Source organism: Natronorubrum thiooxidans (assembly GCF_900156475.1).
Lineage (GTDB): Archaea > Halobacteriota > Halobacteria > Halobacteriales > Natrialbaceae > Natronorubrum > Natronorubrum thiooxidans.
This window is the reverse complement of the sequence record NZ_FTNR01000008.1, coordinates 59,465-86,346: the sequence shown is the minus strand read 5'-3', so window position 1 is coordinate 86,346 and position 26,882 is coordinate 59,465. Positions and strand designations below refer to the sequence as shown.

The 26,882-nt window shown below is 63.3% G+C and carries 25 protein-coding genes and 1 tRNA gene; 14 read left to right on the top strand and 12 right to left on the bottom strand.

Annotation, left to right across the window (positions count from 1 at the left end; genetic code table 11):
• The first annotated feature begins 96 nt into the window (after positions 1-96).
• The gene (locus BW940_RS12105) at positions 97-3,834 is read left to right on the top strand and encodes a DUF7282 domain-containing protein (protein ID WP_076609475.1); all 3,738 of its coding nucleotides are present in this window, start codon (positions 97-99) and stop codon (positions 3,832-3,834) included.
• 99 nt (positions 3,835-3,933) lie between these two features.
• Here the strand turns inward: BW940_RS12105 and BW940_RS12100 are convergent, their stop codons facing one another.
• From BW940_RS12100 to BW940_RS12070, 7 genes are all read right to left on the bottom strand, one after another.
• A complete protein-coding gene (locus tag BW940_RS12100) occupies positions 3,934-4,224 on the bottom strand; it encodes a DUF7545 family protein (RefSeq protein ID WP_076609474.1) in 291 nt (96 codons plus the stop codon).
• Between the two features lie 535 nt (positions 4,225-4,759).
• A complete protein-coding gene (locus BW940_RS12095; RefSeq protein ID WP_076609473.1) occupies positions 4,760-5,224 on the bottom strand; it encodes a DUF5799 family protein in 465 nt (154 codons plus the stop codon).
• Positions 5,225-5,314: 90 nt separating this feature from the next.
• Positions 5,315-5,854 (bottom strand): gamma carbonic anhydrase family protein, encoded by a 540-nt coding sequence (locus tag BW940_RS12090; RefSeq protein ID WP_394329401.1) that lies wholly within the window; start codon positions 5,852-5,854, stop codon positions 5,315-5,317.
• 197 nt (positions 5,855-6,051) lie between these two features.
• The gene (locus BW940_RS12085) at positions 6,052-6,324 is read right to left on the bottom strand and encodes a DUF3006 domain-containing protein (protein WP_076609472.1); all 273 of its coding nucleotides are present in this window, start codon (positions 6,322-6,324) and stop codon (positions 6,052-6,054) included.
• A complete protein-coding gene (locus BW940_RS12080) occupies positions 6,321-7,400 on the bottom strand; it encodes a ComEC/Rec2 family competence protein (RefSeq protein ID WP_076609568.1) in 1,080 nt (359 codons plus the stop codon). Before BW940_RS12080 ends, BW940_RS12085 begins: the two co-directional genes overlap by 4 nt.
• Before the next feature lie 71 nt (positions 7,401-7,471).
• The gene (locus BW940_RS12075; protein ID WP_076609567.1) at positions 7,472-7,867 is read right to left on the bottom strand and encodes an OsmC family protein; all 396 of its coding nucleotides are present in this window, start codon (positions 7,865-7,867) and stop codon (positions 7,472-7,474) included.
• A 117-nt stretch (positions 7,868-7,984) separates the two neighbouring features.
• Positions 7,985-8,707, bottom strand: a complete 723-nt coding sequence (locus BW940_RS12070; RefSeq protein ID WP_076609471.1) for a metal-dependent hydrolase — start codon at positions 8,705-8,707, stop codon at positions 7,985-7,987.
• A 169-nt stretch (positions 8,708-8,876) separates the two neighbouring features.
• On the opposite strand from BW940_RS12070, the gene BW940_RS12065 reads away from it, so the two are divergent.
• From BW940_RS12065 to gcvPB, 8 genes are all read left to right on the top strand, one after another.
• Positions 8,877-9,221: a glutaredoxin family protein gene (locus BW940_RS12065; protein WP_076609566.1), complete on the top strand. Its 345-nt coding sequence runs from the start codon at positions 8,877-8,879 to the stop codon at positions 9,219-9,221.
• Between the two features lie 116 nt (positions 9,222-9,337).
• The gene (locus BW940_RS12060) at positions 9,338-9,919 is read left to right on the top strand and encodes a DUF7110 family protein (RefSeq protein ID WP_076609470.1); all 582 of its coding nucleotides are present in this window, start codon (positions 9,338-9,340) and stop codon (positions 9,917-9,919) included.
• Positions 9,920-10,373: 454 nt separating this feature from the next.
• Positions 10,374-11,711, top strand: a complete 1,338-nt coding sequence (gene hmgB, locus BW940_RS12055; protein WP_076609469.1) for a hydroxymethylglutaryl-CoA synthase — start codon at positions 10,374-10,376, stop codon at positions 11,709-11,711.
• A 181-nt stretch (positions 11,712-11,892) separates the two neighbouring features.
• Positions 11,893-12,678 (top strand): sulfite exporter TauE/SafE family protein, encoded by a 786-nt coding sequence (locus BW940_RS12050; protein ID WP_076609468.1) that lies wholly within the window; start codon positions 11,893-11,895, stop codon positions 12,676-12,678.
• A 24-nt stretch (positions 12,679-12,702) separates the two neighbouring features.
• Positions 12,703-15,216 carry a heavy metal translocating P-type ATPase gene (locus BW940_RS12045; RefSeq protein ID WP_076609467.1) on the top strand — a complete coding sequence of 838 codons (2,514 nt, stop codon included), beginning with the start codon at positions 12,703-12,705 and terminating at the stop codon, positions 15,214-15,216.
• A gap of 170 nt (positions 15,217-15,386) precedes the next feature.
• Positions 15,387-16,646, top strand: a complete 1,260-nt coding sequence (locus BW940_RS12040) for an AI-2E family transporter (protein ID WP_076609466.1) — start codon at positions 15,387-15,389, stop codon at positions 16,644-16,646.
• Between the two features lie 154 nt (positions 16,647-16,800).
• Positions 16,801-18,138: an aminomethyl-transferring glycine dehydrogenase subunit GcvPA gene (gene gcvPA, locus BW940_RS12035; RefSeq protein WP_076609465.1), complete on the top strand. Its 1,338-nt coding sequence runs from the start codon at positions 16,801-16,803 to the stop codon at positions 18,136-18,138.
• Positions 18,135-19,616, top strand: coding sequence for an aminomethyl-transferring glycine dehydrogenase subunit GcvPB (gene gcvPB / locus BW940_RS12030; protein ID WP_076609464.1), 1,482 nt, complete (start codon positions 18,135-18,137; stop codon positions 19,614-19,616). The genes gcvPA and gcvPB overlap by 4 nt, the downstream gene beginning before the upstream one ends.
• Positions 19,617-19,660: 44 nt before the next feature.
• On the opposite strand, the gene BW940_RS12025 is transcribed toward gcvPB, so the two are convergent.
• Positions 19,661-21,379: an NAD(+)/NADH kinase gene (locus tag BW940_RS12025; RefSeq protein ID WP_076609463.1), complete on the bottom strand. Its 1,719-nt coding sequence runs from the start codon at positions 21,377-21,379 to the stop codon at positions 19,661-19,663.
• 140 nt (positions 21,380-21,519) lie between these two features.
• Between BW940_RS12025 and BW940_RS12020 the strand changes: the two genes are divergently transcribed.
• Complete coding sequence (locus BW940_RS12020; RefSeq protein ID WP_076609462.1) at positions 21,520-21,960, top strand: CBS domain-containing protein; 441 nt, start codon at positions 21,520-21,522, stop codon at positions 21,958-21,960.
• 84 nt (positions 21,961-22,044) lie between these two features.
• On the opposite strand, the gene BW940_RS21820 is transcribed toward BW940_RS12020, so the two are convergent.
• Positions 22,045-22,218 (bottom strand): DUF7838 family putative zinc beta-ribbon protein, encoded by a 174-nt coding sequence (locus BW940_RS21820; RefSeq protein ID WP_173834887.1) that lies wholly within the window; start codon positions 22,216-22,218, stop codon positions 22,045-22,047.
• 147 nt (positions 22,219-22,365) lie between these two features.
• Here BW940_RS21820 and BW940_RS12015 point away from each other — a divergent pair, with 147 nt between their 5' ends.
• The 4 genes from BW940_RS12015 to BW940_RS12000 all read left to right on the top strand — a co-directional run bounded on the left by BW940_RS12015 (position 22,366) and on the right by BW940_RS12000 (position 24,765).
• Entirely contained in the window at positions 22,366-22,899 is a 534-nt protein-coding gene (locus BW940_RS12015) for a cob(I)yrinic acid a,c-diamide adenosyltransferase (RefSeq protein WP_076609461.1), read from the top strand.
• Between the two features lie 288 nt (positions 22,900-23,187).
• Entirely contained in the window at positions 23,188-23,427 is a 240-nt protein-coding gene (locus BW940_RS12010; protein WP_076609460.1) for a DUF7553 family protein, read from the top strand.
• Positions 23,428-23,497: 70 nt separating this feature from the next.
• Positions 23,498-23,572: transfer RNA gene (locus BW940_RS12005), tRNA-Val, on the top strand.
• 284 nt (positions 23,573-23,856) lie between these two features.
• Positions 23,857-24,765 carry an AEC family transporter gene (locus BW940_RS12000; RefSeq protein WP_076609459.1) on the top strand — a complete coding sequence of 303 codons (909 nt, stop codon included), beginning with the start codon at positions 23,857-23,859 and terminating at the stop codon, positions 24,763-24,765.
• Between the two features lie 49 nt (positions 24,766-24,814).
• Here the strand turns inward: BW940_RS12000 and BW940_RS11995 are convergent, their stop codons facing one another.
• From BW940_RS11995 to BW940_RS11985, 3 genes are all read right to left on the bottom strand, one after another.
• A complete protein-coding gene (locus BW940_RS11995) occupies positions 24,815-25,096 on the bottom strand; it encodes a hypothetical protein (RefSeq protein ID WP_076609458.1) in 282 nt (93 codons plus the stop codon).
• 83 nt (positions 25,097-25,179) lie between these two features.
• On the bottom strand, positions 25,180-25,875 hold the full coding sequence (locus BW940_RS11990; RefSeq protein WP_076609457.1) for a hypothetical protein: 696 nt from the start codon (positions 25,873-25,875) through the stop codon (positions 25,180-25,182).
• Between the two features lie 191 nt (positions 25,876-26,066).
• On the bottom strand, positions 26,067-26,858 hold the full coding sequence (locus tag BW940_RS11985; protein ID WP_076609456.1) for a YihY/virulence factor BrkB family protein: 792 nt from the start codon (positions 26,856-26,858) through the stop codon (positions 26,067-26,069).
• Between the last annotated feature and the right edge of the window lie 24 nt (positions 26,859-26,882).

The window sequence follows — 26,882 nt, the reverse complement described above, 5'->3', positions numbered from 1 at the left end:
CGGGGTGTCCCAAAGACGGAAGTTGGCCCCTGATGGGGCCAGAACCGGACGAGAGCGAAGCGAGCGGATCACGACCGCCCGCAGGAGACTCGAGCCATGACCAGACGAGGAGCGGTGGCCGTGGCGCTCGTCGCCGCGTTGCTGGTGACGAGCGTGCTGGCGTTGCCGATACTCGGCGGGGGAAGCGGCGTGCTCGACGGTGAAACTGCAGACGGTGCAACCGGCGAGGCGACAGCCGCCGGCGGCACGCAGACTGCGATCGGTACTGCAAGCGACGCTGACGCTGTCAGCGACCTCGAGTTGGTATCGATGGAGTCGACGGCGGAGTTGGATGCGACCAACAGCGACGCACAGCCATCGTTGTCGGTCCAGCAGAATGATGCTGTCGAGGACGGCGTCGACGAGGGGATCGAACTCGCACAATCACAGGGTGTCGAGGTGAGCCAGGAGCAGCGTGAGGCGGCGCTCGAGGGCGCACGCGAGTCAGTCGCCCAACACCAGCAAGCCGACGTCGAGCAGGTCCAGGAGGCGACGAAGGGGGCTACTCACGGCTCGCTCATGCAAGCCCAGCAGGTCGACGTCGAGCAGGTCCAGTTCGCCGTCAGCGGGGCAACCGACGGCGCACTCGCGCAGTTCCAGACGGTTTCGGCGAGTCAGATGCAGAGTGCGACGTGGGGGGCCGCACACGGCGCAATTGCCCAAGAACAGCGCGTGACCGTCGAGCAGATTCAGGTCGCCGCTCGCGGGGCCGCTGCCGGGGCGGCGAGTGAGGCCGGTGACAAAGACATCACGCACGCGCCGAAGATTCAGGAGGCCGCACAGGGCGCGGCCTACGGCGTGCTCGAGCAGTATCAGCAGATTACGGTTGAACAGCGCCAGCAAGTCACGTTAGAGCACGTCCAAAACGCGGCCGCAGGTTCATCCGCGGGCGCGCTCGAGGGAAGCAGCGAACTCGTCCTCGAGCAAGAACAGCGCGTCGAGGTCGAACAGTACCAGCGGGCGACGATCAAACAGATTCAGAAGGCCGCAACTGGGGCTGCAAAGGGCGCGCTCGTCCAGCAACAGACGGTGACAGTCGAGCAGACACAGGCCGCCGCACGCGGGGCGAGCAAGGGAGCGTTGATACAGGTCCAATCGATCAGTATCGAACAGGTCCAGCGGATCTCGATCACACAGATTCAGGCGGCATCCTTCGGTGCGGCCAAGGGGTCGATAACGCAGAGTCAGGACGCGACTATCGAGCAGATTCAGGCCGCGGCTGACGGGGCGGCCGGTGGCGTACTCGTCCAACAACAGGAGATATCGATCACACAGATCCAGTACGCTGCCGTCGGTGCGTCACAGGGAGCAATTGAGTCGGCGATCCAGCAACAGGTCGTCAACGTCGAACAGATTCAGGCCGCTTCGTTCGGTGCCGGCGAGGGGGCTGTGATCCAGAAACAGGTCATCGACGTCACGCAGGTGCAGGTGCTCGCAGCCGGCAGCGCAAGCGGTGTGCTGGAACAATCTCAGGAGGCGACCGCCGAACAACTTCAGCTTGCCGCCCGCGGGGCTTGTCAGGAGACGGCTCGAGCAGTGCAGTTCCAACAGATCTCGATCACGCAACTACAAACCCTCACGTCGGAGACCGCAGCCGATGCCACGGCCTTCGCGGTCGAGGACGGTGTCGACGGCGACGTCGAGCTCAGTCAGTTCCTCGAGGGCGAACTCACCCAGCGCGTCGAAGCGATCGACGACCTCGAGGGTGAGGCGACGATCACGTTCGCCGAGCAGGAGCGTGACGGCGACAGCGTCGTCGTCGACAGCGTCGAGCTCTCGGAAGGCGGCTTCGTGGCAATCTACGACGGTGAACGCGTCGCCGATCCGGCTGGCGTGCTCGGGTCGTCGGCCTATCTCGAGCCCGGCGCGCACAGTGAGGTCGAGATCGACCTCGAGGAGTCACTCGAGGGCGAGCAGCCCCTCGTGGCGGTGGTTCACCACGATACGAACGACGACGAGACGTTCCAGTACGCGGAGACGGACGGCGCGGAAGATGAACCGTACGTCACCCCCGGCGGTGCGCCGATTCTCGATACGGCGCTCGTGACCGTCGGCGAGATCGACGAGCCCGACGAACCTGAGCCGGAAGCGACACTCTCAGTGAGCGACCAGGAGGGTGACGGCGAGACGCTCGTGGTGGACGAAGCGAGGGCCGATGTCGAGTACACTGTCACGGCTGCAGCCGACGAGACCGGGGCCGAGAGCGATACGTTCGGAGCCGAGGAGACCGTCACCGAACTAGAACTCGCTCTCGAGCCATCGCTCGAGACGTCCACGACTGTCGACGTCGCTATCGTGGGACCAGATGGCGAGGAACTCGCGACCGAGACGATCGAGTATACCCTTGAGGACGAACCCGAGCCGGAAGCGATCCTCGAGGTGAGCGATCAGACGGGCGACGGTGAGACACTGACCGTCGCGGAAGCGAACGCATCGGTCGAGTACGCACTCACCGTCACCGACGAGGACGGCGAGCAGCTCGCCGAAAGTGAGCCGTTCCCAGCCGGCGAAACTACCGAATCCGAGACACTCACTCTCGATCCCCCACTCGAGGACGATGCAACGCTTGAAGTGGCCGTTGTCGACGAGGACGGTGAGCAGCTCGCGATCGACTCGCTCGAGTACACGGTCGACCTCGAACCAGAGCCGTTCGCCGTCGAGTTCGTCACCTGCCAACAGGCCGAGGTGACGGGCTCGTTCGAGGACGGCGAGACGATCATCGCCGCCACCGGGTTCTACGAATCGGGCGGCTTCGGCAACACGATGGGCGAGTACGCGATCACGGTTGGCGAGGACGTCGCCGCGCCGTTCGAGGGGACGATCACCTACGAGCCCGGCGACGAGTTCACCGTCACCGAAACCGACGCCGGCGCGACCGTCACCGTTCCCGAGGGCGACTTCGGCGCTGCGATCACCGGCTTTGCCTCGCCCGATGCGACGCCGGGCGAGATGGATTATCCGAACCCCGACGCCAGCGAGTGTATCGCTGAGGTCCGTCCCGAACTTCCCGAACTCGGCGTCGAGGAGACGACACCGACCGAGGACGGTATCGCGGTCACATTCGGCTACGAGAACCCGAACGACGCGGCGCTGGTTGTCGACAGCGAGTTCGTCGAGGGGACAACTGCGGACGAGCCAGTCGACGAACTCGAGGCCGGGACGAACACGTTCACCGTCGAATGGACGCCCGAAACCGACGACGAACGGCTCGTCTGGGCGGTCGATCTGAGCAGATACGACTACGACGCAGACGCGGTCGAACCCGCCGCGACGGCGACGGCTGGTGAACTCACGCCAAGCGAGCCAGCCGAGTTCGCCGTCTCGATCACGGGCACGAACGCTCCCCTCGAACAGGGAACGCCGCTCGAGGTGGACGTCGATGTCGAAAACGTCGGTGGCGAGGCAGGAACCCAGGACATCGAACTGGCCGTTGGTGACGCCGTCGTCGATACCGTACCGGTTTCGCTCGAGCCCGGCGCGTCGGAAGTGCTGACGCTGACTGCGGATACCGACGCGCTCGAGCCCGGCGACTACCCAGTCAGCGTCTCGAGCGCGGACGAACTCGCCGAGACGGCGGTGACGGTCGAGGGCCCATCCGAAGCGGAACCGGCGGATGAGCCGGTCGACGAGGATCCGTTCGACGAGCCGCCGGAAGACGAACCGGCTGATGATCCGTTCGACGAGGCTCCGTTCGATGATGATCCGTTCGACGAACCAGCGGGTCCCGAGTCACCGTCTCCCGACGGTTCGGGGACGGGCACTGACCCGATGGGGCTGATTGCGGGATCGTCATAGCGCATCGCCGTCGGCGAACAGGCGTCGCTGTGGCTCTCTTATTGCGTTGGTGGGTGTATTCTCGCTGAAAAATCGCTCGAGTCGCGTTCTCTCGCCGTCTCAGTGCTGGTGGCCGGTCGCTTCGCCGTAGGTGACGCCGAAGCGTTCCTCGAACAGGTCCATGACACGGGCTTCCTGGGCCTCGAGGTCCTCGTCTGCGCCCTGTCCGTGGTGGACGAGGTGGTGGGCGCGGCTGGCGAACGACAGCAGCGCGACGTCGGCGATCGTTTCGGCGTCGGTCTGGTCGCCCTCCGCGACGAGGTCGATGAGACCGGACGGAATCGTCACTTCGTCGGTCGTGTCATCGTCGGTGCTGATCGAGACGGTTGTGGTTTCGACGTCATCGCTCATACTCCTACGGTCGGGCAGCGTACCTATAGGTGCTGTGGCTTGCGACTGGTGAATCTACATTTGCATGGAGCGTCCCTTGCGAGCGATACGTGGGTTATCTGTCGTTATCTTAACGTATAGCAATACTTTTTTCGAGCGAGATACTACTCCTAATTGTAGGCCCACACAATAACAGCTGACTGCCTACATCGCCGAACAAAAAAGGCAGCACGCTGGCCGCTGTGACGGCCAGACTTATCGGTCGTTCGGCGAATCGTCAGACGAGGCGGCGATCACGATGGCAATGAGCAGTGAACCGCCCTGTCCCCACAGGCCTGCTCCTGCCATCACGAGTGCCGCACGTACTTTTGGAGGCACATTGTCACCTGCTGCTGACTCTCTTATTTAGACACGCAATTCAGCTGTGCGTGAGTGGTCAATGACCACACGTATTCATATGACCGAATCTATTACAATCTGTCAAGAAAAACCTTATATAATCAGGTACAGTGACTAAATATCACTACAGATCACCGTACTATTTCGAGCTGTACTGTTATTTTTTGGCTGCGGCTTCTCGAACCGACTCCCAGCGCCCGTCCGACTCGAGGTGGGACTGTAACTCCTCGGCGTACTCCTGCGTAAGTCGTTCGGCGGCCCGAAGTTTGTCGGCGTCACCGTCGCCATCGTCGTCGCCGCCCAGTCCAAGTGCGCCTTTGATCGAACCGAAAAGGCCGCCGCTCGAGGAGCCACTCTGTTGGCCGTTGCCCTGTCCGCCCATCGCGCCCATGCCGGTCGGCATGTTGTCGAGTTCGGGGATGATCTGCTCGACGTTATCGGTGTTGGCTACGATCCGTGCGCGGTCGGGATCGTCGGCATGTTCGATCTCGAACTCGGTGGCAGTCATGATCAGGCTCCACTGCTGGTTGGAGAACTCCGAGTCTGCAATCCGCGTCGAAAACGCCTGATCGACGGTCATCCGCGCCCCGACGATCCGATCCGTCCACGGGTTGTCGCTCATGGCACCCGATTAGAGCGGTGGCTGTATCAGCGTTTTCATCGGGTGTCTCGCACGGTTCGGTGGCCGGTCTGGCGGCCGACACGACCCGTGTCACTCGAGTCGGGTGGACGTTTCTGCGTGTTTCCTCGATAGCTCCACGTATCGGTCGGCTGTCGCGCCGAGGTGGGGGTCATCGATCTCGGTTTTCACCTCGGCGGGTGCGCCGGCGACGAGCGTGGACGGCGGGATCTCGGTGTCCTCAGTGACGACGCTACCGGCCGCGACGACTGCGCCCTCGCCGACGTGGGCACCGTCGAGGACCACCGCGTTCATCCCGACCAGCGCGCGCTCGGCGACGGTCGCGTCGTGGACGATGGCGCTGTGACCGACCGTCGTGTACGGCTCGAGGACGGCGTCCTCGTGGAGCACGGCGTTGTCTTGGATGTTTGCGCCTTCGCCGACGACGATCTGGCCGTGATCGCCGCGGAGAGTCGTGTTTGGCCAGACGCTCGCGTCAGCTTCGATGACGACGTCGCCGATCACGACCGCCGCTTCGTCGACGTATGCCGACTCGGCAACCTGTGGCTCCGTTCCGTCGAACGAACGTAACATGCCAGCATCTGTCTCGGGGATCGTCTTGAAGATGCCCATTATCGAATCGGTGTTCCAACACACGTTGGCATCACGGCTATGATCCCATCGAAACAACCACCAGTTGCGGCGGACCCTGACCGAACTAGCAGAGGGCATCCGTCGTTGTGTCATCCCACACATCCGAACCACTGGGTCGATCCCCAACCTCCACCCCTCCTGTTTCGGTCTTCCGCTGTCGACTCCGCAAAGCGTACTTACTCATCGTCGAACCGCTCCGAGAGCCGTTCGAACCGCTCTTGCATCGCTTGCCGCCGATCCTGCGTCTCCGACGATCGGTACGTAAGCTCACGAAGTGTCTCGCCCTCGAGGTCGACGTCGAAGACGGCACCCTCGTGGCGACCCTCCTCGGGCAACCGCTCGACGGCGAGTGTGCGTTCGTCGACCACTGTCCCGTCGGCCTCGAGCAAGAGGACGGCCGTCTCGCCGTCGACGATCCGGTCGAGGACTGCGGTGTCGGGTTCGGTCATGGGTTGATACGAGACGCGGCCACAGCATCAATCACCGGCTCTGGCCCAAGCGCTGTGCCCTCTACATGCACGGACTCGAGCGCCACTCCTGGAGCTAGAGACGGTGTCGTCAGCGAGTCGGTAGACGAGCGGGCCTCGTGTTTTCGCTCGAGTAGTTCCTCGGGGTCGGTCGTCGCCTCGTGGTCGGTCGTCACTGTCACGTCCGCTCCGTCGGTCGTGAGGACGACGGTACCGTGGACGCCGGTCCAGTACGTTTCGATGCCGCGCTCGGCGAACGACTCGAGGACCTCGTCGTGAGGATGGCCGTACTGGGACTCGAGTGCGCTCGAGATGACGGCGACCTCGGGGTCGACACGATCGAGAAACGGTGGTGTCGACGACGTCGAGGAGCCGTGATGGCCGGCCTGATAGGCGTCGGCCGCAAGGTCATCGTGTGCCTCGAGCAGTCGCTGTTCGGTCGTTTCGTCGCCGTCACCTGTCGTCAGGTAGGAGAACGATCCGAACTCGACGGCGAGGGCGATGCTGTTGGTGTCGAGGCCGACCCCCGACCCGTTTTCGGGCGGATTCAACACGGTCGCCTCGACGCGCTCGTCCTCGAGATCCAGTGTGTATCCTTCGGAAACCTGAATCAACGTGACCTCGTGGTCCTCGATGGCATCGAGGTAGCCTTCGTAGGTCTGGCTCGTGTGGACCACACCCGAATCGTAGACTGCACCGACGCCGTCGCCGTGTTCTTCGAAATGCTCGATGACAGCCGCGTGGCCGCCGATGTGGTCAGCGTGGGCGTGGGTCGCCACGAGGTGGTCAATCCGGTCGATGTCCTGCGTCTCGAGGTAGTCGATGACTGCTCGACCGTCCGCTCGCCAGTCGCCCGTATCGATCAGGATCGTTTCGCCGGCGGGCGTCACGAGCAGCGTCGAATCGGCCTGCCCGACGTCGATGTGGTGGATCTCGAGGGTCCCGTCGACGCTGTCGGCCGCTGCGGTGTCTGCACCTGCGTCGACGCCACCGAGACACCCCGCCAGAACAATAATTCCGACCACGCTGATGACCAGCAGGTCATGTCGACGATGCATATCCATCTCGAGGAAGTCATCGAATATGTGGGTTGTGCCCACCTGTCAGTACAGAAACTCGAGGATGCCGTTCAGAAGGCGTTGCCCTCGATGGTTGTCTCCGCGTGGAGACTGTCTTTCAGCGCGTCGTGGACCTTACAGAGTTCGAACGCGCGCTCGATGATCTTCTCGCCAGTGTCGTCGTCGACGGTCGCTTCGACGCGGATATCGAACGTCACCGACTCGAGTTTGTCGTCGTCGTTGAGTTCGCCGGTCGTGTTGATCTCGATTTTTCCGAGATCGTCGACACCACGTTGCTGGCCGCCGACTCGCAGCGCCGGGACATAACAGGAGCCGTAGGCCGAAAGCAGGGCCTCGAGCGTGTCGGGAGCGTCCTCCCCGTTCGCGTCGATCGTCGTCTCGAACTCACGAACCTCGTTCGTCGCACTGAACCCCTCTTCTGAAACGGTGGTGACTGCTTTTGTCATCGCACTCGAGACGTCCACACCCGACGGTGTAAACGTTACTGGTGGTCGTATCGGCTAATCGATAGGATAGCGATCAGTGTGGGAAAAACGGTGGCTATTGCGGGCGACGATCCAGATTTAGAGTTCGAACGGTTCGTCAGCCTCGGCGATCACAACGTCGGCGTCGCTGCCTGTCGCTTTGACCTCGCGTTCGAACTCCGCGGGGTCCTGTTCGATCGGCGGGAACGTGTCGTAGTGCTGTGGGAGCGCGTAGTCGACGTCGAGCCAGTCGATGGCGACGCCAGCCTGCCACGGTCCCATCGTGAAATGATCGCCGATTGGCACGGCGGCGACGTCGGGCTCGAGATACGGGCCGACGACCTCGCGCATCTCGGTCATCAGCGACGTGTCGCCGGCGTTGTAGAACGTCGTCGACTCCTCGTCTGCGGCCTGTGTCGGTTTCGTATCGGAGATGACGAAGCCGGCAGGCATGCCGCCGCTCGCGTCGCTTTCGGTCATGATCCCGTTCGTATGGTCGGCTCGGACCATGGTGACGAACGCGTCGCCACACTCGACAGTGCCACCGAGGTTCATCCCCATCCCGCCGACGGCGTCCTCGAAGCCGAACTCGTCCTGACAGTAGGAAACGAGTTCCGGCGTCGCGACCAGCGTCGCATCAGAAAACTCGCCCGCGTCGGCGATGTGGTCGGCGTGGCCGTGTGTCAACAGCACGTACTCCGGCGTGTCGATGTCGGCCGGCTCGAGGTCCGTCTTCGGGTTGTCGAAAAACGGGTCGATCAACAGCGCTGTCTCTCCGACGGTGACATGCCACGTCGAGTGGCCGTGCCAGGTGATCTCCATAGCGTGCGACAGTTCGGCCGAACGCAACTTAAAAGTAGGCGAGCGGCCGACACGACGGCCCGGCTTCGCGATGTGACTTCGAGACGGTTCACCCGGCTTCGTACCGGTGCCGGGGCTATCCGGTGTGAGTGACGCAAGGCCTATCCCCCTTCACCGACATATGACGGATATGGACTTCCCGCCGAATCAAGGGCTCGATCAGGACGAAGTCAACGAACAGGTCGAAGAACTCATCGACGACAACGAGGTCGTCCTCTTCATGAAGGGGACCGAGCTCATGCCCCAGTGTGGGTACTCCCGCAAGGCGCTCGGACTAATCAGCCAGTACCGCGACGAGTACGAGTGCGTCGACGTCCTCGACTCCCTCGGCGAGTACCGCGCCGCACTCGAGGCCCACAGCGGCTGGGAGACGATCCCACAGACGTTCGTCGACGGTGAGTTCGTCGGTGGCTCGGACGTGCTCGAGGAACTCGACGAACGTGGCGAGCTAGCCGAGACGCTCGACGTAGAGTAAGTCATTCACGGTCGACACATTCATCCGACCCAATTGACCACGTATTCAATAGCAGGTCATATAAGTCACGCGCTCGTACTAGGAACCCAGCGACTGTCGCCGCACACCTTCCCACTATGTCAACAGAGGAATCCAGACACGTATATCGACTGCACTCGACCCTTGAACTGCCCCTCGAAGACCTTCGCACGCATATCGACGAGGCGACGTTTCCGGATGGCGTCACCGACGTAGAGATTACGCGGCGGAACAACACACTCATCCTCAAAGCCGTTGCTGAAGACGAGTCGGTAAGCAAGTACACCCCGACCGCCCAGCTCAAAGCCAGCATCACGGAAAATCGGGTCTACGAGGAAGACCCTGACGAACGGCGGAACTCGTTCCGCTGGGACGAAGAGGAAGAAGACGAGATTGAATCCGAACTCGTCGAGTTCGCGGCGTTCAAAGGCGACCGCGAAACCGTCCTCCAGAACTCGTTGCTCCAGTACCAGATGTTCCTCGTCCTCTGTGGCATCGCCGAAACCGCCGAAAAAGGGACGCTGACCGCAATCTCCGAACGCGACGGCGATCTCGAGGCAACCCGCATCGTCGAGGGCGAGGCTCGCCCGGCCGACATCGAAGTCGTCGAAGGGCCTCGAGACCACAACTCCGGTCAGGGCGGCGTTAATTGGCGCGATAACAAATTTATTAGCGACTGAAACGACTGCGATCGCTCTTCGTGCAGACGTACTGTCAACTGAACATACCGTTCCTCGAGAGCAACAGCGACACGGCAAGTCGCTTCGCCACCGTTCAAAACGGGTGTCCCAGCGAGGCCGGGCGGCGACAGGTACGAGTGTTACCATTGACCACCGCCTCGACGGGAGCAGGTCGAACCGGTGGTCGTGGCAGCCGGATTCGCGGGGAACGCTGGCCGAGGTGTTGTGGGCTATCGACACCTCGACCAGTTATTGGCATCACCACGATATTAATAAAATAATTGATTTAATTAGCAACAAGGTGTGTTTCCTGTCGAGTAGAGAGCCGATGATCACGTCCCGATAGAAGCCGACAGCAGCTAGAACGCGTTTTGCACAGCTCTCTCACAGTATTACGACGATCGTCGAACGGTCGAACGACAATATCATATACCGTCGTCAATATTCAGTAGCTATGACAGCAGTCGGTATCGACGCCATCGAGATCTGGACCGGGAATCTCAAACTTGACTTGCCGGGGACGTTCGCGCCTCAGAAGGGCGAAGACCCCGAAAAGTACACGAAAGGGCTCGGCCTCAACGCGAGTTCGTTCCCCGACAGCTACGAGGACATCGTCACGATGGGCGCAAACGCCGCCCACCGGCTGATGGAGCGCAAGGGGCTCGAGCCAGACGATATCGGCCGTATCGACGTCGCAACCGAGAGCGCCTTCGACAACTCGAAGCCGGTTTCGACGTACGTCGCTGGCTGCCTGGAACAGGTCTACGACGGCGACTTCCACCACGCGAACAAAGGCGAGCGGAAGTTCGCCTGTATCGCGGGGACCCAGAGCCTTGATGACGCCTACAACTGGATCCGTGCGGGCCGCAATCGTGGCCGCGGCGCGCTCGTGATCGCGACCGACACGGCACTGTACGCCCGCGGTGACGCCGGCGAGGCAACTCAGGGTGCCGGTGCCGTCGCGATGTATATTTCCGAAGATCCCGACCTCGTCGAACTCTCGACCGAGCAGGGCTATGGCTCGGCCGACGAAACCGACTTCCTCAAACCAAACCAGCAGTTCCCTTCCGTCGACGGCAAACGCTCCGTTCAGGTGTATCTCGCCCGCATGCGCGAGGCCCTCGAGGACTACGAGAGCGTCGCCGGCGACACCCACCCGGATCAGTTCGCCTACATTCCGTTCCACACGCCGTTCCCGGGAATGGTCCGCAAGGCGGGCCTGCTGGTCTACCGGCACATGATCCGTGACACGCCGATCGAGAAAGAGCTCGCGGACGAGATCGGTCGCCAGCCGCGCGCCGAAGCGTTCGACGACGAGGAGGCGTTCCACGACGCACTCCGAGAATACACGGACGCACTCAAGGAAACCGAGACGTACCAGGAGTGGTACGGCGAGACGATCGATCCGACGCTGACGCTCTCGCGCGAAGTCGGTAACTGGTACACCGGTTCCGTCCACGTCGCCCGCGTGAGCGCGTTGAAACACGCCCTCGAGAACGATCTCGATCTCGCTGGCAGCCAGTTGCTCGTCGGCTCCTACGGCTCCGGCGCGCAGGCGGAGGGCCACGCGGAGACGATTCAGGACGGCTGGAAAGAGGAGATCGAGGCGCTGAACCTCGAGGAACAGCTCGAGGCCCGATACGACCTCAGCTGGGACGATTACGAGGAGATCCACGACGTCCACAACCACGACATGGATGTCGATGTCGAGGAGTTCACGACGCCCGACTCGGAGTTTGTCTTCGACGGCTGGGGCCGCATGGGCGAGCGGAAGTACCGGTACGTCGAATAGCGGTTCTCTCAGCGTCGATTTTTGCGAGCGCGTAACCAGGACGTCGGGGACGGCCACCAGCACGCATACGATTCGAGAGATGAACCACACGCAGACATGGATACTGGCTCGAATCGAGGCGAAACCGATTACCCCCTCGAGTGGCTAACTCGAGCAACACGTATTCGAAACACGATCACGTATGGATCCACTCACCTTCCTCGGCGTCGACGTCCTGTTGTTTCTCGTGATTGGCCTGCTGGCCGGTGCACACTGTATCGGGATGTGTGGGCCGCTCGTGACCGTCTATGCGGGGCAGATGGACAGCGGTAACGATAGCCGGGGCCACCTCACGACCTACGAAGTCCGCCAGCACGCGCTGTTCAACATCGGCCGAACGGCAAGTTACACGCTGCTGGGGGCGGCTTTCGGGGCGCTCGGAAGTTTGCTGTTTATTACCACAGCCCAACTCTCGCCGATCGTCGACCTCGCTCGCGGCGGCGTCGGGCTCGTTATCGGCGGCTTCGTCATCGCGACCGGTGTCTACTACCTGCTGGGACGGGCGACCGGCGGGATCAACGTTCCCGGCCTCGAGCGAGTCGTCGGCTGGCTGACGGCACGGGTCCACCGGCTGGCGAACGGGCCCGGCATCGTCGGATTGGGGGCATTGCACGGGCTGTTGCCCTGTCCGATTCTGTACCCCGCGTTCCTCTACGCGTTTGCGACCGGCTCACCGACGGGCGGTGCGCTCGCGCTCGCGGCACTCGGTATCGGGACGATCCCCGCCGTCTTCGCCTACGGGACGTTCATCGACAGCGTCGACGTCGTTCACCGACAGCGCGTTCACCGCCTGCTCGGCGTCGCGTTCGTCGTCCTTGGCTACGTCCTGTTCGCCCATGGACTGATGAGCCTCGGCATCCACGTCCCACATCCACAGCTCCCGTTCTACGACGGGCTCGAAACTGCAGGCGCACACAGCTCCCACTGACCACGTTCGTTCCACCCACTCACGATGACAGACGATCACCTCGAGACCGGTTGTACGCTCTGTGACCTCCCCGTCGAAGGGAGCGGCGTCACCCACGACGGCGACGCCTTCTGCTGTGTCGGCTGTCGAGACGTCTACGAGACGCTCGGCGACCTCGAGGACCTTGAGATCGACGCCGACGACGTCCGTCGCACGCGAGCGACCGACGACGACACGAACCGCAGGCGAGAGGTCCCCGACGATCACGAGGCGACGTTCCTCGAGGTCGACGGGATGCACTGTGCGACCTGCGAGGCGTTCATCGAGTCGGTCTCGCGTGACACGGATGGCGTCAGCGACGCGAGCGCGAGTTACGTCACGGACACGGTGCGGATCGATCACGACCCAAAAACCGTCTCCCAGTCGGCCCTTCAGGAGGCGATCAGCGGCCTCGGATACAGCGCCTACGACCGCGAGGACGCCTTTAGCCGCCGACAGGCGAACAACTGGGCGATGGGACGCGTCGTCGTCGGTGTCCTCATGGGGATGATGGTGATGTTGCAGTACATCGTGCTCATCTACCCCATCTACTTCGGCGGGCTCTTTTATGACGAGCGGACGACGGAGTTCCTCGAGGCGACGCTTGCGAGTCCGCTCGCGACGCCGTTCTATCTCGTTGTTGCCGCCCTCACGACGATCGTGTTGGCCGTCACGGGCAAGCCGATCCTGCAGGGAGCGTACGTCAGCGCACGGACCAGATCGCCGAACATGGATCTGCTCGTCGCGATTGCGGCCGTCAGCGCATACCTCTACAGTACGCTCTCGGTCATCGTCGGTGGCGACCACATCTACTACGACGTCACCGTCGCCATCATCGTTATCGTCTCCGTCGGGAACTACTACGAGACGACGATCAAACAGCAGGCGACCGAGCGCCTCTCGGATCTCACCTCGATTCAGGTCGACGAAGCCCGCCGGGTTCGCGACGACGGGGGCCACGACGACGTCGCCGTCGCCGATCTCGAGGCGGACGATCACGTGCTGGTTCGGGCCGGCGAGCGGATTCCCGTCGATGGCGATGTCGTCGACGGCGAGGCTGCGGTCGACGAGGCGGTCATCACCGGCGAGTCGTTGCCGGTCGGCAAAACCTCCGGCGACGCGGTCGTCGGCGGCTCGATGGTCGCCGACGGTGCGGTCACCGTCCGTGTCGGGGAAAACGCGACCAGCAGCCTCGACCGAATCACCGAACTCGTCTGGGATCTCCAGAGCGGGACCCACGGCATTCAGAAACTCGCGGACAAACTGGCGACGATCTTCGTCCCGCTCGTGCTCGTGCTCTCGATCGTCGTCACGACGCTCTACATCGTCTTGGGCTACGGGGTGTCCGCTGCGTTGCTCGTCGGGCTGACGGTGTTGATCGTCTCCTGTCCGTGCGCGCTCGGGCTGGCAACGCCGCTTGCGGTCGCGGCCGGCATTCGAGACGCCTTAGAGCGATCGATCGTCGTCTTCGACGACAGCGTCTTCGAGCGCATCCGTACCGCGGACACCGTCGTCTTCGACAAGACCGGGACGCTGACGACCGGCGAGATGACTGTCGTCGACGCCGGCTGCGACGACGGCCTCGTGGAACAGGCAGCGCTGCTCGAGGCCCAGTCCGCTCACCCGATCGGGCAGGCGATCGCCGCCCTGCGTCCGGCGACAGACGGTGGCTCGGACGTCCTCGAGGAGACGACGGAAGCTGATGCGGAGAGAGCGACAGTAGCCGACGAGGAAACGGAGGTCGAGTCCGAATCAATGTCGGAGCCGACCGCCGAAAGCGACCGCGTGACGGCGTTCGACACGCACCGAACCGGTGTCAGCGGCGTTGTCGATGGCGAGGAGGTCGTCGTTGGCCACCCAGACCTCTTTGCTGACCGTGGCTGGACGGTCCCCGAGTCAATCGCTGCCCGAATCGACGACGGTCGACAGACCGGGCAGGTTCCGGTCGCGGTCGGCCGTAATGGACGAGCTGAGGGCGTCATCGTCGTCGGTGATGAACTCCGCGGGGAGTGGGCGGAGACGCTGACGGCGATTTCGAAGACCGACACCGACGTCATCGTTCTCACCGGCGACGACGCGAAAGCCGCGAGTCGCTTCCGCGAGCATCCGGCCGTCGAGCAGGTGTTCGCGGGTGTCCCGCCCGAAGGCAAAGCCGAGACTGTCGAACGACTCAAAGAGCGCGGCCAGACGGTCATGATCGGCGATGGGACCAACGATGCGCCAGCGCTTGCGGCTGCCGACCTCGGAATCGCCCTCGGCGGTGGCACGGCGATGGCCGCCGACGCGGCGGACGTCGCCCTCGTCGACGACAACCTGAATTCGGTCGAGACCGTTTTCGACCTCGCTCGAGCGACCGACCGGCGCGTGAAAGGCAACATCGGCTGGGCGTTTTGTTACAACGCGATCGCGATCCCACTCGCCGTGACGGGACTGCTCAACCCGTTGTTCGCGGCGCTTGCAATGGGTGCGAGCAGCCTGCTGGTCGTTACCAACTCGTCGCGGCCGTTGCTTGAGGACTGAGACGGTCTGCCGTCCTCGTGTTCCAGCACAGTCACACGATGGTCACGGGTGTGCCGGCTCTGACGAGCGGCCGGCGATACCTGCGTTCGTCGTCGGAAAACGATGACAGGAGGAACGCGAACTGCAACCGGTCAGTGGACTAATGCGTTAGCACAGCCATAGTGTCGGATATGTCCGACCGGGCCGATCCGCCGGGGTGGTTCGCCGAAGGACGGGCGCTGACAGCCCTCGCAGTGGTCAGCGTCGCGCTTGCCGCGTTCATTATTTTGCCGTATCTACAGTATGTCCTCCTCGGCGTCGTCCTCGCGTACGTTCTGGCACCGGCACAGCGACGTCTCGAGCGGGTCATCAGTCCGATGCTTGCAGCGCTCGCACTTGTCGTCGTCGCCATTCTCACGATCCTGTTGCCGGTCGCGTACGTGCTCGCGATCGCACTCAGACAGGCCCTCGAACTCGTCAGCGCGATCCAGGACGGGACGTTGAACGCCACCGACATCGAACAGCGACTCGAGGATGCGGGTGTCGCCGTCGACCTGGCAGAAATGTACGGTGCCTATCAGGAGCCGATCGCGACCGGGTTACAGGGGCTTGCAACGAGTGGGATCGAGTTCGTCAGCGGCCTCCCAGGAATTCTCATCGGCATAACGGTGACGCTGTTCGTGCTCTTTGCGCTGTTGCGAGACGGCGAGCGACTCGTCGCGTGGAGTCAATCTGTCATCCCGATCGACGACGAGATTCAGCAGGAACTCCTCGCGGAACTGGATCAGCTCATGTGGGCCTCTGTCGTCGGGAACGTCGGTGTCGCAGCCATTCAGGCGATGTTGCTCGGTGTCGGGCTGGCCGTCCTCAACGTCCCAGCCGTCATCTTGCTCACCGTTGGGACGTTCGTCTTCACACTTCTCCCGCTGATCGGCGCGTTCGGCATCTGGCTGCCGGTCGTCATCTATCTGCTCGCCGTCGGCGAGGTCATCCCCGCAGCGGCGCTCGTCGTCTACGGCTCGCTGATCAGCGCCTCGGACACCTACCTGCGACCCGCACTGATCGGCCGAACGAGTGCGTTCAACTCCGCGATCATTGTCGTCGGGATCTTCGGCGGCCTCGTCGTCTTCGGTGCAGTCGGGCTGTTCATCGGTCCCGTCGTCCTCGGCGGCGCGAAGGTCACACTCGACGTGTTCGCTCGAGAGCGGTCACGAGAGCTACAATGGGAGACCGAAGCGGCCGGTGAGGACGTGACTGGGGACGCTGCCGTCGACACCGAGTCCGAAACGGGGATCTCGGACACAGGCGAGGAGCGCGACGGAACCGATGACGATCGAGAGACAGCCGCCGAATCGCCCGCGGCGGGCGAAACGGAAGAAACGGCGACCGGGCCGCAAACGGAGCCGGACACCGAGACTGCAGCCGATTCCGACACCGATCCGCCTCCCTAACCCGGTGACAGTCGTCGAGCCGATACGATAACAGCCGAAGGGGTGCGTTCATTACCCCGTGACCGCTATGCACACGTATCATGCCTCGGATCGACTCGAGCAGGCGACACAGCCGGGATCCGTCTGTTTCGGTCGACCGGGGCCAGTACTAGCTATGCACGGATCAGACGCCACAGGGAGCCCATATGCTCCTCACACTAACGAGGAACGCTCGCGGATGCTCGAGGCCGTCGGCACGGAGACAGTCGATGACCTGTTCGACATTCCAGCGGCCGTCGAGTTCGACGATGCGTTCGGTATCGATTCCCGATCAGAACGGGAGACAAGACGACTGGTACGCTCGATCCTGGGGCGCAACGACACGCTAACGGAGCTGTTGGGTCGGGGTCACTACGGCTACTACATTCCATCACTGGTCGACCACCTCGCGGATCGCTCGGAGTTTCTGACCTCCTACACGCAGTACCAGCCGGAAGTCTCGCAGGGCTTTCTCCAGGTGCTGTTCGAGTACCAGTCGCTGCTGGTCGAACTGACCGGCCTCGAGATCGCCAACTGCTCGATGTACGACGCGGCGACGGCGCTCGGGGAAGCAGCCACGCTCGCCGAGCGCGTTCGGGAGACGAGCGGCCATCGCGTGCTCGTTCCTGACCTGCTACTCGAGGGGCGGCGCTCGACGCTCGAGAACTACGTCGCCGGCACGGATCTCGTCGTCGAAGAATACCCCACCGACGCCGGTACCGTCGACCTCGAGGGCCTCGAGGAGACGGCCGATGACGACGTCGTCATGCTCTACGTGGAGAATCCGACGGTTCGCGGGACGATCGAGGAGGGCCTCGAGACGATCGGCGACCTCGCAACGGAACACGAAGCGCTGTACGTGCTTGGCTCTGATCCGGTCGCCCTCTCCTTACTGCAGCGACCCGCCGACGTCGGTGCCGATGTTGTCGTCGGCGACGCGAGCGTGCTCGGCTTGCCGACCAGCTACGGGATGGGACTTGGCCTGTTTGCGACACGCGAGGACTACCTTCGACAGGTTCCCGGCCGACTGGTCGGGGCAAGCGAGGACGCGACCGACCGACGGGTGTACACGCTCACCCTCCAGACCCGCGAACAGCATATCCGTCGGGAGCGAGCGACGAGTAACATCTGTACGAACCAGGCGTGGGTCGCGCTTCGAACTGCGATTCATGCGGCTTCGCTTGGCCCACACGGCATGGTCGACCTCGCGAAACGCGGCGTCGTCCGGGCCGAAGATCTCGCACAGCGCCTCGACGACCTCGTCGGCGTCACCGCGCCGGTCGACGACGGCCGACACGTTCGCGAGTTCGTCGTCTACGTCGACCAGCCCGCAGCCGCGATTGCCAGCGACCTCGAGAAACGCGGCTTCGCGGTTCACGTCGTCGGCGACCACCAGCTACAGGTCTGTGTCGCCGGCGTCTCGGACGCGAAGATCGATCAGTTCGTCGCCGCGTTCAGGGAGGTGGCACGATGACGGACGACGGACTCGACGAGTCCGCGGACGCCGGGCAAGTTCGATACGATCAGGCCCGCTACGTCGAGAACGGCCAGTACGAGCCGTTGCTCGCCGAGAAGGATCTGACACGCGTCGAGATCGGCGACGACGACTCGCCGCTACCCGACGACCTCACCCGCGACAGCCTCGAGTTACCCGACCTCTCCGAACCCGAACTGGCCCGCCACTACACGCGCCTCTCGCAGATGATCTACGGGATCGACAGCGGCCCCTACCCGCTTGGATCCTGTACGATGAAGTACAACCCCAAGTTCACCGAGGACGTGGCGGCGCTCCCGAGTGCGGCCGTCCACCCGGATCGCTCGGAACGCTCGACGCAGGGGACCCTCGAGTTGTTGTACCGCCTGCAGGACTACCTCGGCCGGATCGGTGGGATGGACGCCGTCACGCTCCAGCCACCAGCCGGCGCGGCCGGCGAGTTCGTCGGCATCCGCGTCGCCGCGGCCTACCACGAACATAACGGCGAGAGCCACCGCGACGAAGTCATCGTCCCCGAGAGCGCCCACGGGACGAACTTCGCGACCGCCGCGCTGGGTGGCTACGACGTCGTCTCCCTGCCCAGCGACGATGAGGGCCGCGTTGATCTCGAGGCGCTCGAGGCTGCCCTCTCAGAGAACACGGCCGCGTTGATGCTCACGAATCCGAACACGCTCGGGCTGTTCGAGCGCGACATTTCTGAGATCGCCGAGATGGTCCACGACGTCGGCGGGTTGCTCTACTACGACGGGGCGAATCTGAACGCCCTGCTCGGCCGCGCTCGCCCGGGCGATATGGGCTTCGACGTGATGCACTACAACGTCCACAAGACGTTCGCGACGCCCCACGGCGGCGGCGGCCCGGGTGCCGGGCCGGTCGGCGTCGTCTCCGAACTTGCGCCGTTCTTACCATCACCCCGCGTCCGTGAGGCCGAGGGTGGCGCGAGTGAGCCGGCCTACGAACTGTTCGACCCCGACCACACCATCGGCAAGGTGCATGGCTTCCAGGGCAACTGGCTCGTCCTCGTCAAGACCTTCGCCTACATCGCGCGACTCGGTGACGCAGGACTGGCCGACGCCAGCGCGAAAGCCGTCCTGAACGCGAACTATCTTGCGAGTCAGATCGAGTACGACGTCCCCTACGAGCCGTTCCACCACGAGTTCGTTGCCAGCGCCGGCGAGCAAGACGCCGCGGACGTCGCCAAACGCATGCTCGATTTCGGCGTCCACCCGCCGACAACCAAGTGGCCCGAAATCGTCCCCGAGGCGCTGATGACCGAGCCGACGGAAGTCGAGAGCAAGGCCACGCTAGATCGCCTCGCCGCCGCGTTCAACGCCGTCGCCGACGAGGACGACGCAACCCTCGAGGCGGCCCCCGACCGAACGACGGCCCGCCGGATCGACCAGACCAGCGCCGCCCGCTCGCCGCGGCTGTCCTGGCACGCCCTCGAGGACGACTGATCGCGTCGCCGGCTTCGATGCCGAACCGATTCGTTTTGCAGCCGCTACTCGGCTGGCGTCGTGAGCCCGTCCGCGACGTGCTCGAGCAACGCGGGATGGAGCGAGCCGTTCGAGCCGAGTAGCGCCCGCCGTTCGTCGGTGTCTAAGACGAACTCGAACGGGGCACCCGATTCGTCCGTAATCGTCGCCCCGGCGGCGCGGGCGATCACGAGGCCAGCGGCGATATCCCAGGAGTAGGTGTCGTGTTCCCAGATCGCATCGGCGCTGCCGCTGGCGAGATAACAGAGATTCAGCGCCGCCGAGCCGAGCCGTCGGACGCCGCGTGACTCCTGGTAGAAATGCGAGAGAAAGCTTCCGTCAGGATCGTATCCAGAGATGAGCATACTCTCGTCGAGTCGATCCCGATCGGTTGTCCGAATCGGGTCGCCGTCACGCCAGGCGCCCTCACCCGCAATCGCGGTGAACAGCTCGTCGGTTTCGGGGACGTAGACGACGCCCATCACTGGCTCGCCGTCCTCGATCAGGGCAACCGAAATCGAGTAGTTGGGGTTGCCGTGTGCGAAGTTTCCGGTTCCGTCGAGCGGATCGATCACCCAGAGATAGTCCGCGTTCTCGCCGGTCTGGCGGGTGCTCTCTTCGGAGAAGATCGCATGGTCGGGAAATTCGTTGCCGACGGCAGTCGTGATGATCCGGTCGGCCTGATGGTCGGCCTCGGTAACGATATCGGATTTATTGCTTTTAACGGCGATCGATTCGACCTGTCCGTGGAGTTCTCGCAGCGGTTCGCCGGCGGCTTTGGCGGCTTCCGTCGCGACCGTGAGCGCGCGTTGGACGGTATCCGTCCCCTCGCAGTCCGTCGTGGCCGTCCCCGGGGGAGAAGGGCTCTCGAGTCGCTTCTCGGGTGGGACCGTTGCGTCTCGAAGGCTCCAGCCGAGTTTCTTCGTGATCGCCGTAAAGAAATGGTCGTCGTAGCTGGTTCGGACGACGTGGGCACGTTTGTCGGCCCCCGTGACCGTGATCTCGTCGTCCTCGCTCAGAATCGTGTGGGCGCGGCCGCCGTCGACCAGCAAGCTTGCCTGTCCTCTCGTGATGATCCGCAACTCCGTCTCAGGGGAGACGACGATCGGTCTGACGCCGAGGTTGTGCGTATGCAGGGGGACGATCTGGAGCGTGTGGTTGTTTACGGGGTAATGGACCGGGCCGTTGGCCGACAGCGAAATGCCCGTCGAGCCGGTCGGCGTCGAGACGGCAAGCCCCGTCCCCTCGAACTCGCCGATGTACTCGTCGTCCGCGTAAACGTCGAGTCGCGCCACCTTCCGGTCGATGGGGTTCTCCGGGGGCACCTGCTGGACCATGACGTCGTTGATCCCGGTGGCGTCCACGCCGGGCGCGGTGACGTGGACCTGCTGGCGGCTGTCGACTGCGGCCCGCCCGTGAAGCACCTCCTCGAGGGCGTCCTCGAGATCTTCGGGCTCGACGCGGGCGAGAAAGGCGAGCGTGCCCGTGTTGACGCCCAACTGTGGAATCTCTCGCGGTGCGAACGTCTTGACTCCCTCGAGGAAGGTTCCATCACCGCCGAGTGTCACCCCGAGCGTGGCCCGACTCTCGTCGTAGACGCCACCAATATCGTCGCCGACGTCGACGGTCGAAAGCCCCAGACCGCGCTCGTCGGCCCACTCAGTGAGCGTCTCGAGGGGCCCCTCGCTGTCGGGACTGACGATCGCGATAAGTTCGTCCGTCGTTGCCAGTCTACGCCCTTGCATACGTGTTCTACTACCGGCTGTACGTGTTTATGGGTTCTCCGTGGCAGATCGGCAAGGCGGGACTGGGTCGAGCGACGAGCGTGTGACTGGGATCGTCGAATCAGGGGAACACTTGTATCGCGCAGCGATGACGTGCGTGTATGGCTGTCATCGATATCGCTCGTGGGACTGTGGTTACCGTCAAGCCAGACGCAACGCTCTCCGACGTGGTCCAGACGATGCGAACGAAACGAGTCGGCAGCGTGATTGTTGCCTCGGCGGACGAACCGCTCGGCCTCGTCTCTGACCGAGACCTCGCGTTCGAGGTCCTCGCCGAGAACAGTGTCACGAGAGAGACGCCGGTCGCCGAGATCGTCTCCGACGACCTGCTGACGGTGCCCGCCGACGCGGGCGTCTACGATCTCGTCGATCTCATGTCCACGAACGGGGTTCGTCGACTCCCCGTGGTCGACGACGGCGACCTCGTCGGGATCGTCTCGCTGTCCGACGTCGTCGTTTTGCTGGGCATGGAACTCCAACACGTCGCGAACACGATTCGGGCGGTCTCACCGGCCTACGAACGGGGCCCAACGGATCAATAACGAGTGCAAACTCCCTCCAACGACCGGGCTGTCGCTGGCACGACCGATTCTGTGTGGGCTGGAGAAGCGAACCGAAAAAAGAGCTTATGCGCTCGAGTCGACGGCCGTCCCGTTGTCGCTGATTCGAACGAAGCCGTAATCGCACTCGGGGCAGTGCCATTTAACCTTCTCGCCGAGGTGCAGCGTCGTGCTCGCGGCGCGGTAGAACGTCCGCTCGGTTTCGCAGTCGGGACAGTAGTGCTCGAGTTCCATAGCCATGCGCGGAAATTGGGTATGGGGGCTGTTGAAGATACTGATTGCGGCATCCGTTGTCAGCCCAGCGACGAGGCGACAGCCGGTACGCAAGCGGCTCGTCACACAACTGGCCTGACAGAAGTTAAGTACTCACCGTCCGTCGACTCGAGTATGTCGATCTACACAGGTCGCGGCGACGAGGGGAAAACCGATCTCCGAGATATGACCCGGGTCTCGAAATCGAGCGCCCGCATCGAAGCCTACGGCACTGTCGACGAACTCAACGCCCTCATCGGCACGGTTCGACCGACCGACCACGACGATATCAACGAGCGCCTACGGACGATTCAGAACCAACTCCACGTCGTCCTGGCGGATTTCGCCAACCCCGACCCCGACGATGATGATCCCGTTGTCCGTGCCGACCACGTCGACACCATCGAGGAATGGATCGACGAGTACGACGAAGAACTCGAGCCACTGACCTCGTTTATCCTGCCGACGGGCAGCGAACACGGCTCGCGGCTCCACCACGCACGGACGGTCTGTCGACGCGCCGAACGGCGGGCGGTGTCGTTGGCCAACGAAGAGCCGATCAACGAACAAGCCGTCCAGTACCTGAATCGGCTCTCGGACGGCCTGTTTACCCTCGCTCGCGTCGTGAACAAACGCGACGGCGAACGCGAAGAACAGCCACAGTACTGAGCCCAGCCGCTGTCCGTCAGTCCCGGGACACCTGCGACCGCCCTGCTGGTGTCCCGGTCGGTCGGGGCGGCAAACCGTCTGATTGCAGTGTGGGCGTCGGCCGACACCCGATGTGTCGGTGCCGGGACCGGGCCGGCCGCTCGAGTATCCACGTCTTTTGTGTGCGGTCCTCGAGGTCGACCGATGACGGTCCAGCAACCGGTCTACGTGTCAAAGCCGTCTCGAATCGTGTTCTGTCGTCTGCGAAAGGGCTATATTCGCTGATCGCCTCCAGACTGTCTGAGAGTTATGAACAAACACTTCCATGACAGCCTCTACTACGCCACGCGAGCCGGCAAACACGCAACACTCGGTGTCCGTGAATCCCTCGCGCCCCACCTGACCGCGCTTCGAGTTCGGCTGGGCCGGGAGCCAGCCCCCGAGCCGGCTCGCCTCGAGCGGGTGCGAACGGAGTTCGAGCGCCTCGAGCAGACCGCCGAGCGACGCGTTCGGCACGTTGGAAGCACACTCGAGCGTCGCGTTCGGTGACGGTCGGTCAGGACTGCCGACGACCGATGAAAGGAAGTCTTAAGTCGAACGCCCGGGAATCGTTTCGTGCGGGTTGGTGATCTAGTCCGGTTATGATACCTCCTTCACACGGAGGAAGTCGGCAGTTCAAATCTGCCCCAACCCACTATTTTTGCGCCGAACAAATCCGTGAGGCGCAAACTCGTTACGTTGAGCAGGTTGAACTAGACCGAAGTTCTGCGCCACAGGCGCAGGTTCTCGGGCGTGGTTCAAAGCTGCCCAACCCATTTCTGACGACGCAATACCGACGAGCGATGCGTGGCGTTAGCTGAGAGACAGCCGTGAGCACCGCTTTTTGCACACCTCCCTCACTGACTCGAGTCCTGGCAGACAACCCCATCATCAGAACTAACCGAACGGTAGAAACGTGCGAGTCGACTCGAGGCCAGTATGGAGGTCGTCGGCCGGCTGGTGGGGTTGCTCGTCGTCTTGCTGCTTGGGACCGGACTGCGAGCCTCCGGTGTGCTCGACACCGACCGGACGGCACGGCTGAACGCCGTTGCCTACTACGTCGCGCTGCCGGCACTGATCTTCGTCTCGACATACGAGCAGGCGATCGGCCAACTCCTTTCGCTGGCGCTGTTCGTGGGACTGGTGTTCGTCCTGTTCACGACGGCGGGACTCGCGTGGCTCGTCCACCGCAATCGAGACTCGAGCGGCCGCCAGAGCGTGGCTGTGATCCAGTCGTATCACTCGAACATCGGCTATCTCGGCGTGCCGCTCATCGCCGCGACGTTCGAGCCGGCGGTGGCGGCGATCGCGAGCGTGATCCTCGGGGTCGTGACGCTGGCCCAGCTACCGATGTCCGTGCTGATTCTGTCGACGCTCAACGGTGCTGATGCGGCGCTTGGACCCAAGCTACGAGGGCTGGCGAAAAACCCCGTGTTGCTCTCGTTGCTCGTCGGACTCACGGTTGGGTCGGTCGGCCTCTCGGTTCCCGGCCCTGCTGCAACCGGCCTCGACGCAGTCGGCTCGCTGGCGCTGCCGCTGGCACTGCTCTGTGTTGGAGCCTCACTCGAGGTCGACCTGCCGGCGATCGACTACGGCGCGACCGGTGCCGTCGTCGCGCTGAAGATCGTCTGTATGCCCGCCCTCGCGTGGATCGTCTTCTCTGTGCTGGCCGTCGATACGGCGACGTTTACTGCCGCAGTCGTGATGTTCGCGACGCCGACCGCAGTTTCGACGTTTGTTTTCGCGGCCGAACTCGGCGGTGACACGGAATTTGCGTCGCTGAACGTCTTCGTGACGACGCTGCTCTCGATGGGATCGCTGTTCGTACTGATTTCGCTGGTTGGCTAATACGGACTGGGGTGTCGAGTGACCGGCGCGGTCGCGATCCGTCTTTGGCTTACCAAACCAGGATGTATACCAACCAGCCAGCCATCCCCACCAGAAAGAGGGACGCGACGTACGTCCAGACGCCGTACTCCTCCGGCCACGTCTCTTCAGTCGGGTTGCTGATCCGGTGAACGCCGATAAAGAGCGTCGCAATACCCGGTGTGAGTGCGCCAAACGTCGCTGCGGAGAGCCCGACTTGCAACTCACCCGACGCGACGCCAAAAAGAAACGAGAGGAGGAGCAATGTCCCGACGCAGAGAAACCAGACGGAAACGAAGCGACCGGGGTTCATGCCGCTGTTTTCCCTATCTTCGATTGTAAATCCACTGCCACATTCACTGTAGATGCAGACAGACGCCGCCGAGTTCGCTTCGTTCACCCACTGAAGAACTGCTTGATCCGAGCGAACAAACCGGCCGCCTCTTCCGAATCCTCCTCGTCGTCGTTCTCGCTCGAGTCGCCGGCATCGCGGCTGATCGAGCCGGCGAGGGGGCCGGCGTCATCGCCGAGATCGGCTGTTGCCGACCCGCCTCCGCTGTTCGAGGACGTCGACTGTGCCTGCGTCGCCTCGAGATCGTCCATCGAGAGCTCGATCTCGTCGACGTCGGGCGTCGACTCTCGTCCAGACCCTGCCTCGGCGGCCCGGACGTCTGCGCCGGTGACGGTGCCGTCTTCGATGCGAGCCGCGAGCTCCTCGAGCGAGGCGTCCTCGTCCAGGTCCGTGTCGTCGGGAATCGCCGTCGCCGCCGCATCGATCCCTGTCGCTGCGTCACTCGCTGGATCGTCTCCGGCGTCGGCAGTGCCGTCGTCGGCTGCCGGAACGTCGGCTTCGTCGAACGAGGTCGTCACGGACGGCTCCGTTTCGGTCGCCGTCTCCTCGGTCGAGTCACTCGAGTCGTCGGCCGCTGCTTTGGTCTCGTTGAGTGAGTTGAGAATGTCATCGACGCTCTGGTCGGAGACGACGCGTTGTGGGCCACCGCTGGGCTCGAGACTATCGTTCGAGTCGCCGTCGTCGGTCGACGCACTCGAGTCGGGTTCCGGCTTGTCCGGGGAGGGATGCTCGTCGCTCATTGTGCACGTCTGTCCCTGCGGAGACCATAACTGTTGCCCAGTGTGATCGTCACGACGAGTGACCGAAACTCGAAACTGAACCGTCGAAACATGCTTTCGGTGGCCGGTTCAGACGGTCTGCTGTACCGAGTTCTCGCTGATCACCAGAGACGAGATCGGTGATCGGTGGTCAGTGACGACAGCAGGCCGTATCAGGCCGGCGCTTCGGCCAGCGTTGGTTTCGAAAGCACGACGTTGAGCACCGCGCCAAAGAGAATCAACATGCCGGCAAAGTAGAGCCAGGTGACAAAGAGCAAGACGGCCCCGACCGCGCCGTACGCCTGATATTGGCCCGCGTTGGCGGCATAGAGCTGGAAACCGACCTGGAGAATCGTCCACCCGACGGCGGCGAAGACGGCACCGGGGAGGATATCGGTGACCGCGACCGGAATCGGTGGGAGGACGTAGTAGATCGGCACGAACACGAGAACGAGCCCGATCAGCAGCGTGACCCAGCCTATCACGCCGGCAAACGGCACGCGGTCGGCGGCGAGCCCGAGGACCGTCCCGATCACGATCATCAACACCATCGCACCTGCGCCCGCGATGATCACGGTGAGGCCGTCTTTGACCTGATCGACCAACGTGTCCTCGGCGACCTCGTCGTAGACCTTGTCGAACGCGAGGCTGAGTCCGCGAAAGACCTTGAGCGCACCCCAGGTGGCGACGGCAAGCGCAATGACGGTCGCCTCCGTGCGTCCGGATTCGGTCGTCAATGCGTCGGTGACGAGGTCCTCGCCCGCTTCGGGGAGGAAGTCGCCAGCGACGAGAATCAGTCGTTCGGCTGCATCCTCGCCGCCGAGAAGCGAGCCGACGACGAGTGCGAGCAAGACCAACGGGATCAACGAGACGAACGCGTAGTAGGCAAACCCGGCCGCGAGAAAGGAGATATCGCGGTCGCTTGCCGTCCGGTAGATCGACATAACGGTCTCGGAGACGTCCATACGGGGAGCGACGACGGCCAGCAC

What these genes read in the sequence shown, in the direction of transcription:
- BW940_RS12015 (WP_076609461.1), top strand. Translation starts at nt 22,366, where the DNA reads ATGTCGATCTACACAGGTCGCGGCGACGAGGGGAAAACCGATCTCCGA.
- BW940_RS12025 (WP_076609463.1), bottom strand. Translation starts at nt 21,379, where the DNA reads ATGCAAGGGCGTAGACTGGCAACGACGGACGAACTTATCGCGATCGTC.
- BW940_RS12010 (WP_076609460.1), top strand. Translation starts at nt 23,188, where the DNA reads ATGAACAAACACTTCCATGACAGCCTCTACTACGCCACGCGAGCCGGC.
- BW940_RS12045 (WP_076609467.1), top strand. Translation starts at nt 12,703, where the DNA reads ATGACAGACGATCACCTCGAGACCGGTTGTACGCTCTGTGACCTCCCC.
- BW940_RS11995 (WP_076609458.1), bottom strand. Translation starts at nt 25,096, where the DNA reads ATGAACCCCGGTCGCTTCGTTTCCGTCTGGTTTCTCTGCGTCGGGACA.
- BW940_RS12000 (WP_076609459.1), top strand. Translation starts at nt 23,857, where the DNA reads ATGGAGGTCGTCGGCCGGCTGGTGGGGTTGCTCGTCGTCTTGCTGCTT.
- BW940_RS12100 (WP_076609474.1), bottom strand. Translation starts at nt 4,224, where the DNA reads ATGAGCGATGACGTCGAAACCACAACCGTCTCGATCAGCACCGACGAT.
- BW940_RS12040 (WP_076609466.1), top strand. Translation starts at nt 15,387, where the DNA reads ATGTCCGACCGGGCCGATCCGCCGGGGTGGTTCGCCGAAGGACGGGCG.
- gcvPB (WP_076609464.1), top strand. Translation starts at nt 18,135, where the DNA reads ATGACGGACGACGGACTCGACGAGTCCGCGGACGCCGGGCAAGTTCGA.
- BW940_RS12080 (WP_076609568.1), bottom strand. Translation starts at nt 7,400, where the DNA reads ATGCATCGTCGACATGACCTGCTGGTCATCAGCGTGGTCGGAATTATT.
- BW940_RS12095 (WP_076609473.1), bottom strand. Translation starts at nt 5,224, where the DNA reads ATGAGCGACAACCCGTGGACGGATCGGATCGTCGGGGCGCGGATGACC.
- BW940_RS12060 (WP_076609470.1), top strand. Translation starts at nt 9,338, where the DNA reads ATGTCAACAGAGGAATCCAGACACGTATATCGACTGCACTCGACCCTT.
- BW940_RS12020 (WP_076609462.1), top strand. Translation starts at nt 21,520, where the DNA reads ATGGCTGTCATCGATATCGCTCGTGGGACTGTGGTTACCGTCAAGCCA.
- BW940_RS12065 (WP_076609566.1), top strand. Translation starts at nt 8,877, where the DNA reads ATGGACTTCCCGCCGAATCAAGGGCTCGATCAGGACGAAGTCAACGAA.
- BW940_RS11990 (WP_076609457.1), bottom strand. Translation starts at nt 25,875, where the DNA reads ATGAGCGACGAGCATCCCTCCCCGGACAAGCCGGAACCCGACTCGAGT.
- hmgB (WP_076609469.1), top strand. Translation starts at nt 10,374, where the DNA reads ATGACAGCAGTCGGTATCGACGCCATCGAGATCTGGACCGGGAATCTC.
- BW940_RS11985 (WP_076609456.1), bottom strand. Translation starts at nt 26,858, where the DNA reads ATGGACGTCTCCGAGACCGTTATGTCGATCTACCGGACGGCAAGCGAC.
- BW940_RS12105 (WP_076609475.1), top strand. Translation starts at nt 97, where the DNA reads ATGACCAGACGAGGAGCGGTGGCCGTGGCGCTCGTCGCCGCGTTGCTG.
- BW940_RS12070 (WP_076609471.1), bottom strand. Translation starts at nt 8,707, where the DNA reads ATGGAGATCACCTGGCACGGCCACTCGACGTGGCATGTCACCGTCGGA.
- BW940_RS21820 (WP_173834887.1), bottom strand. Translation starts at nt 22,218, where the DNA reads ATGGCTATGGAACTCGAGCACTACTGTCCCGACTGCGAAACCGAGCGG.
- BW940_RS12075 (WP_076609567.1), bottom strand. Translation starts at nt 7,867, where the DNA reads ATGACAAAAGCAGTCACCACCGTTTCAGAAGAGGGGTTCAGTGCGACG.
- gcvPA (WP_076609465.1), top strand. Translation starts at nt 16,801, where the DNA reads ATGCACGGATCAGACGCCACAGGGAGCCCATATGCTCCTCACACTAAC.
- BW940_RS12050 (WP_076609468.1), top strand. Translation starts at nt 11,893, where the DNA reads ATGGATCCACTCACCTTCCTCGGCGTCGACGTCCTGTTGTTTCTCGTG.
- BW940_RS12090 (WP_394329401.1), bottom strand. Translation starts at nt 5,854, where the DNA reads ATGGGCATCTTCAAGACGATCCCCGAGACAGATGCTGGCATGTTACGT.
- BW940_RS12085 (WP_076609472.1), bottom strand. Translation starts at nt 6,324, where the DNA reads ATGACCGAACCCGACACCGCAGTCCTCGACCGGATCGTCGACGGCGAG.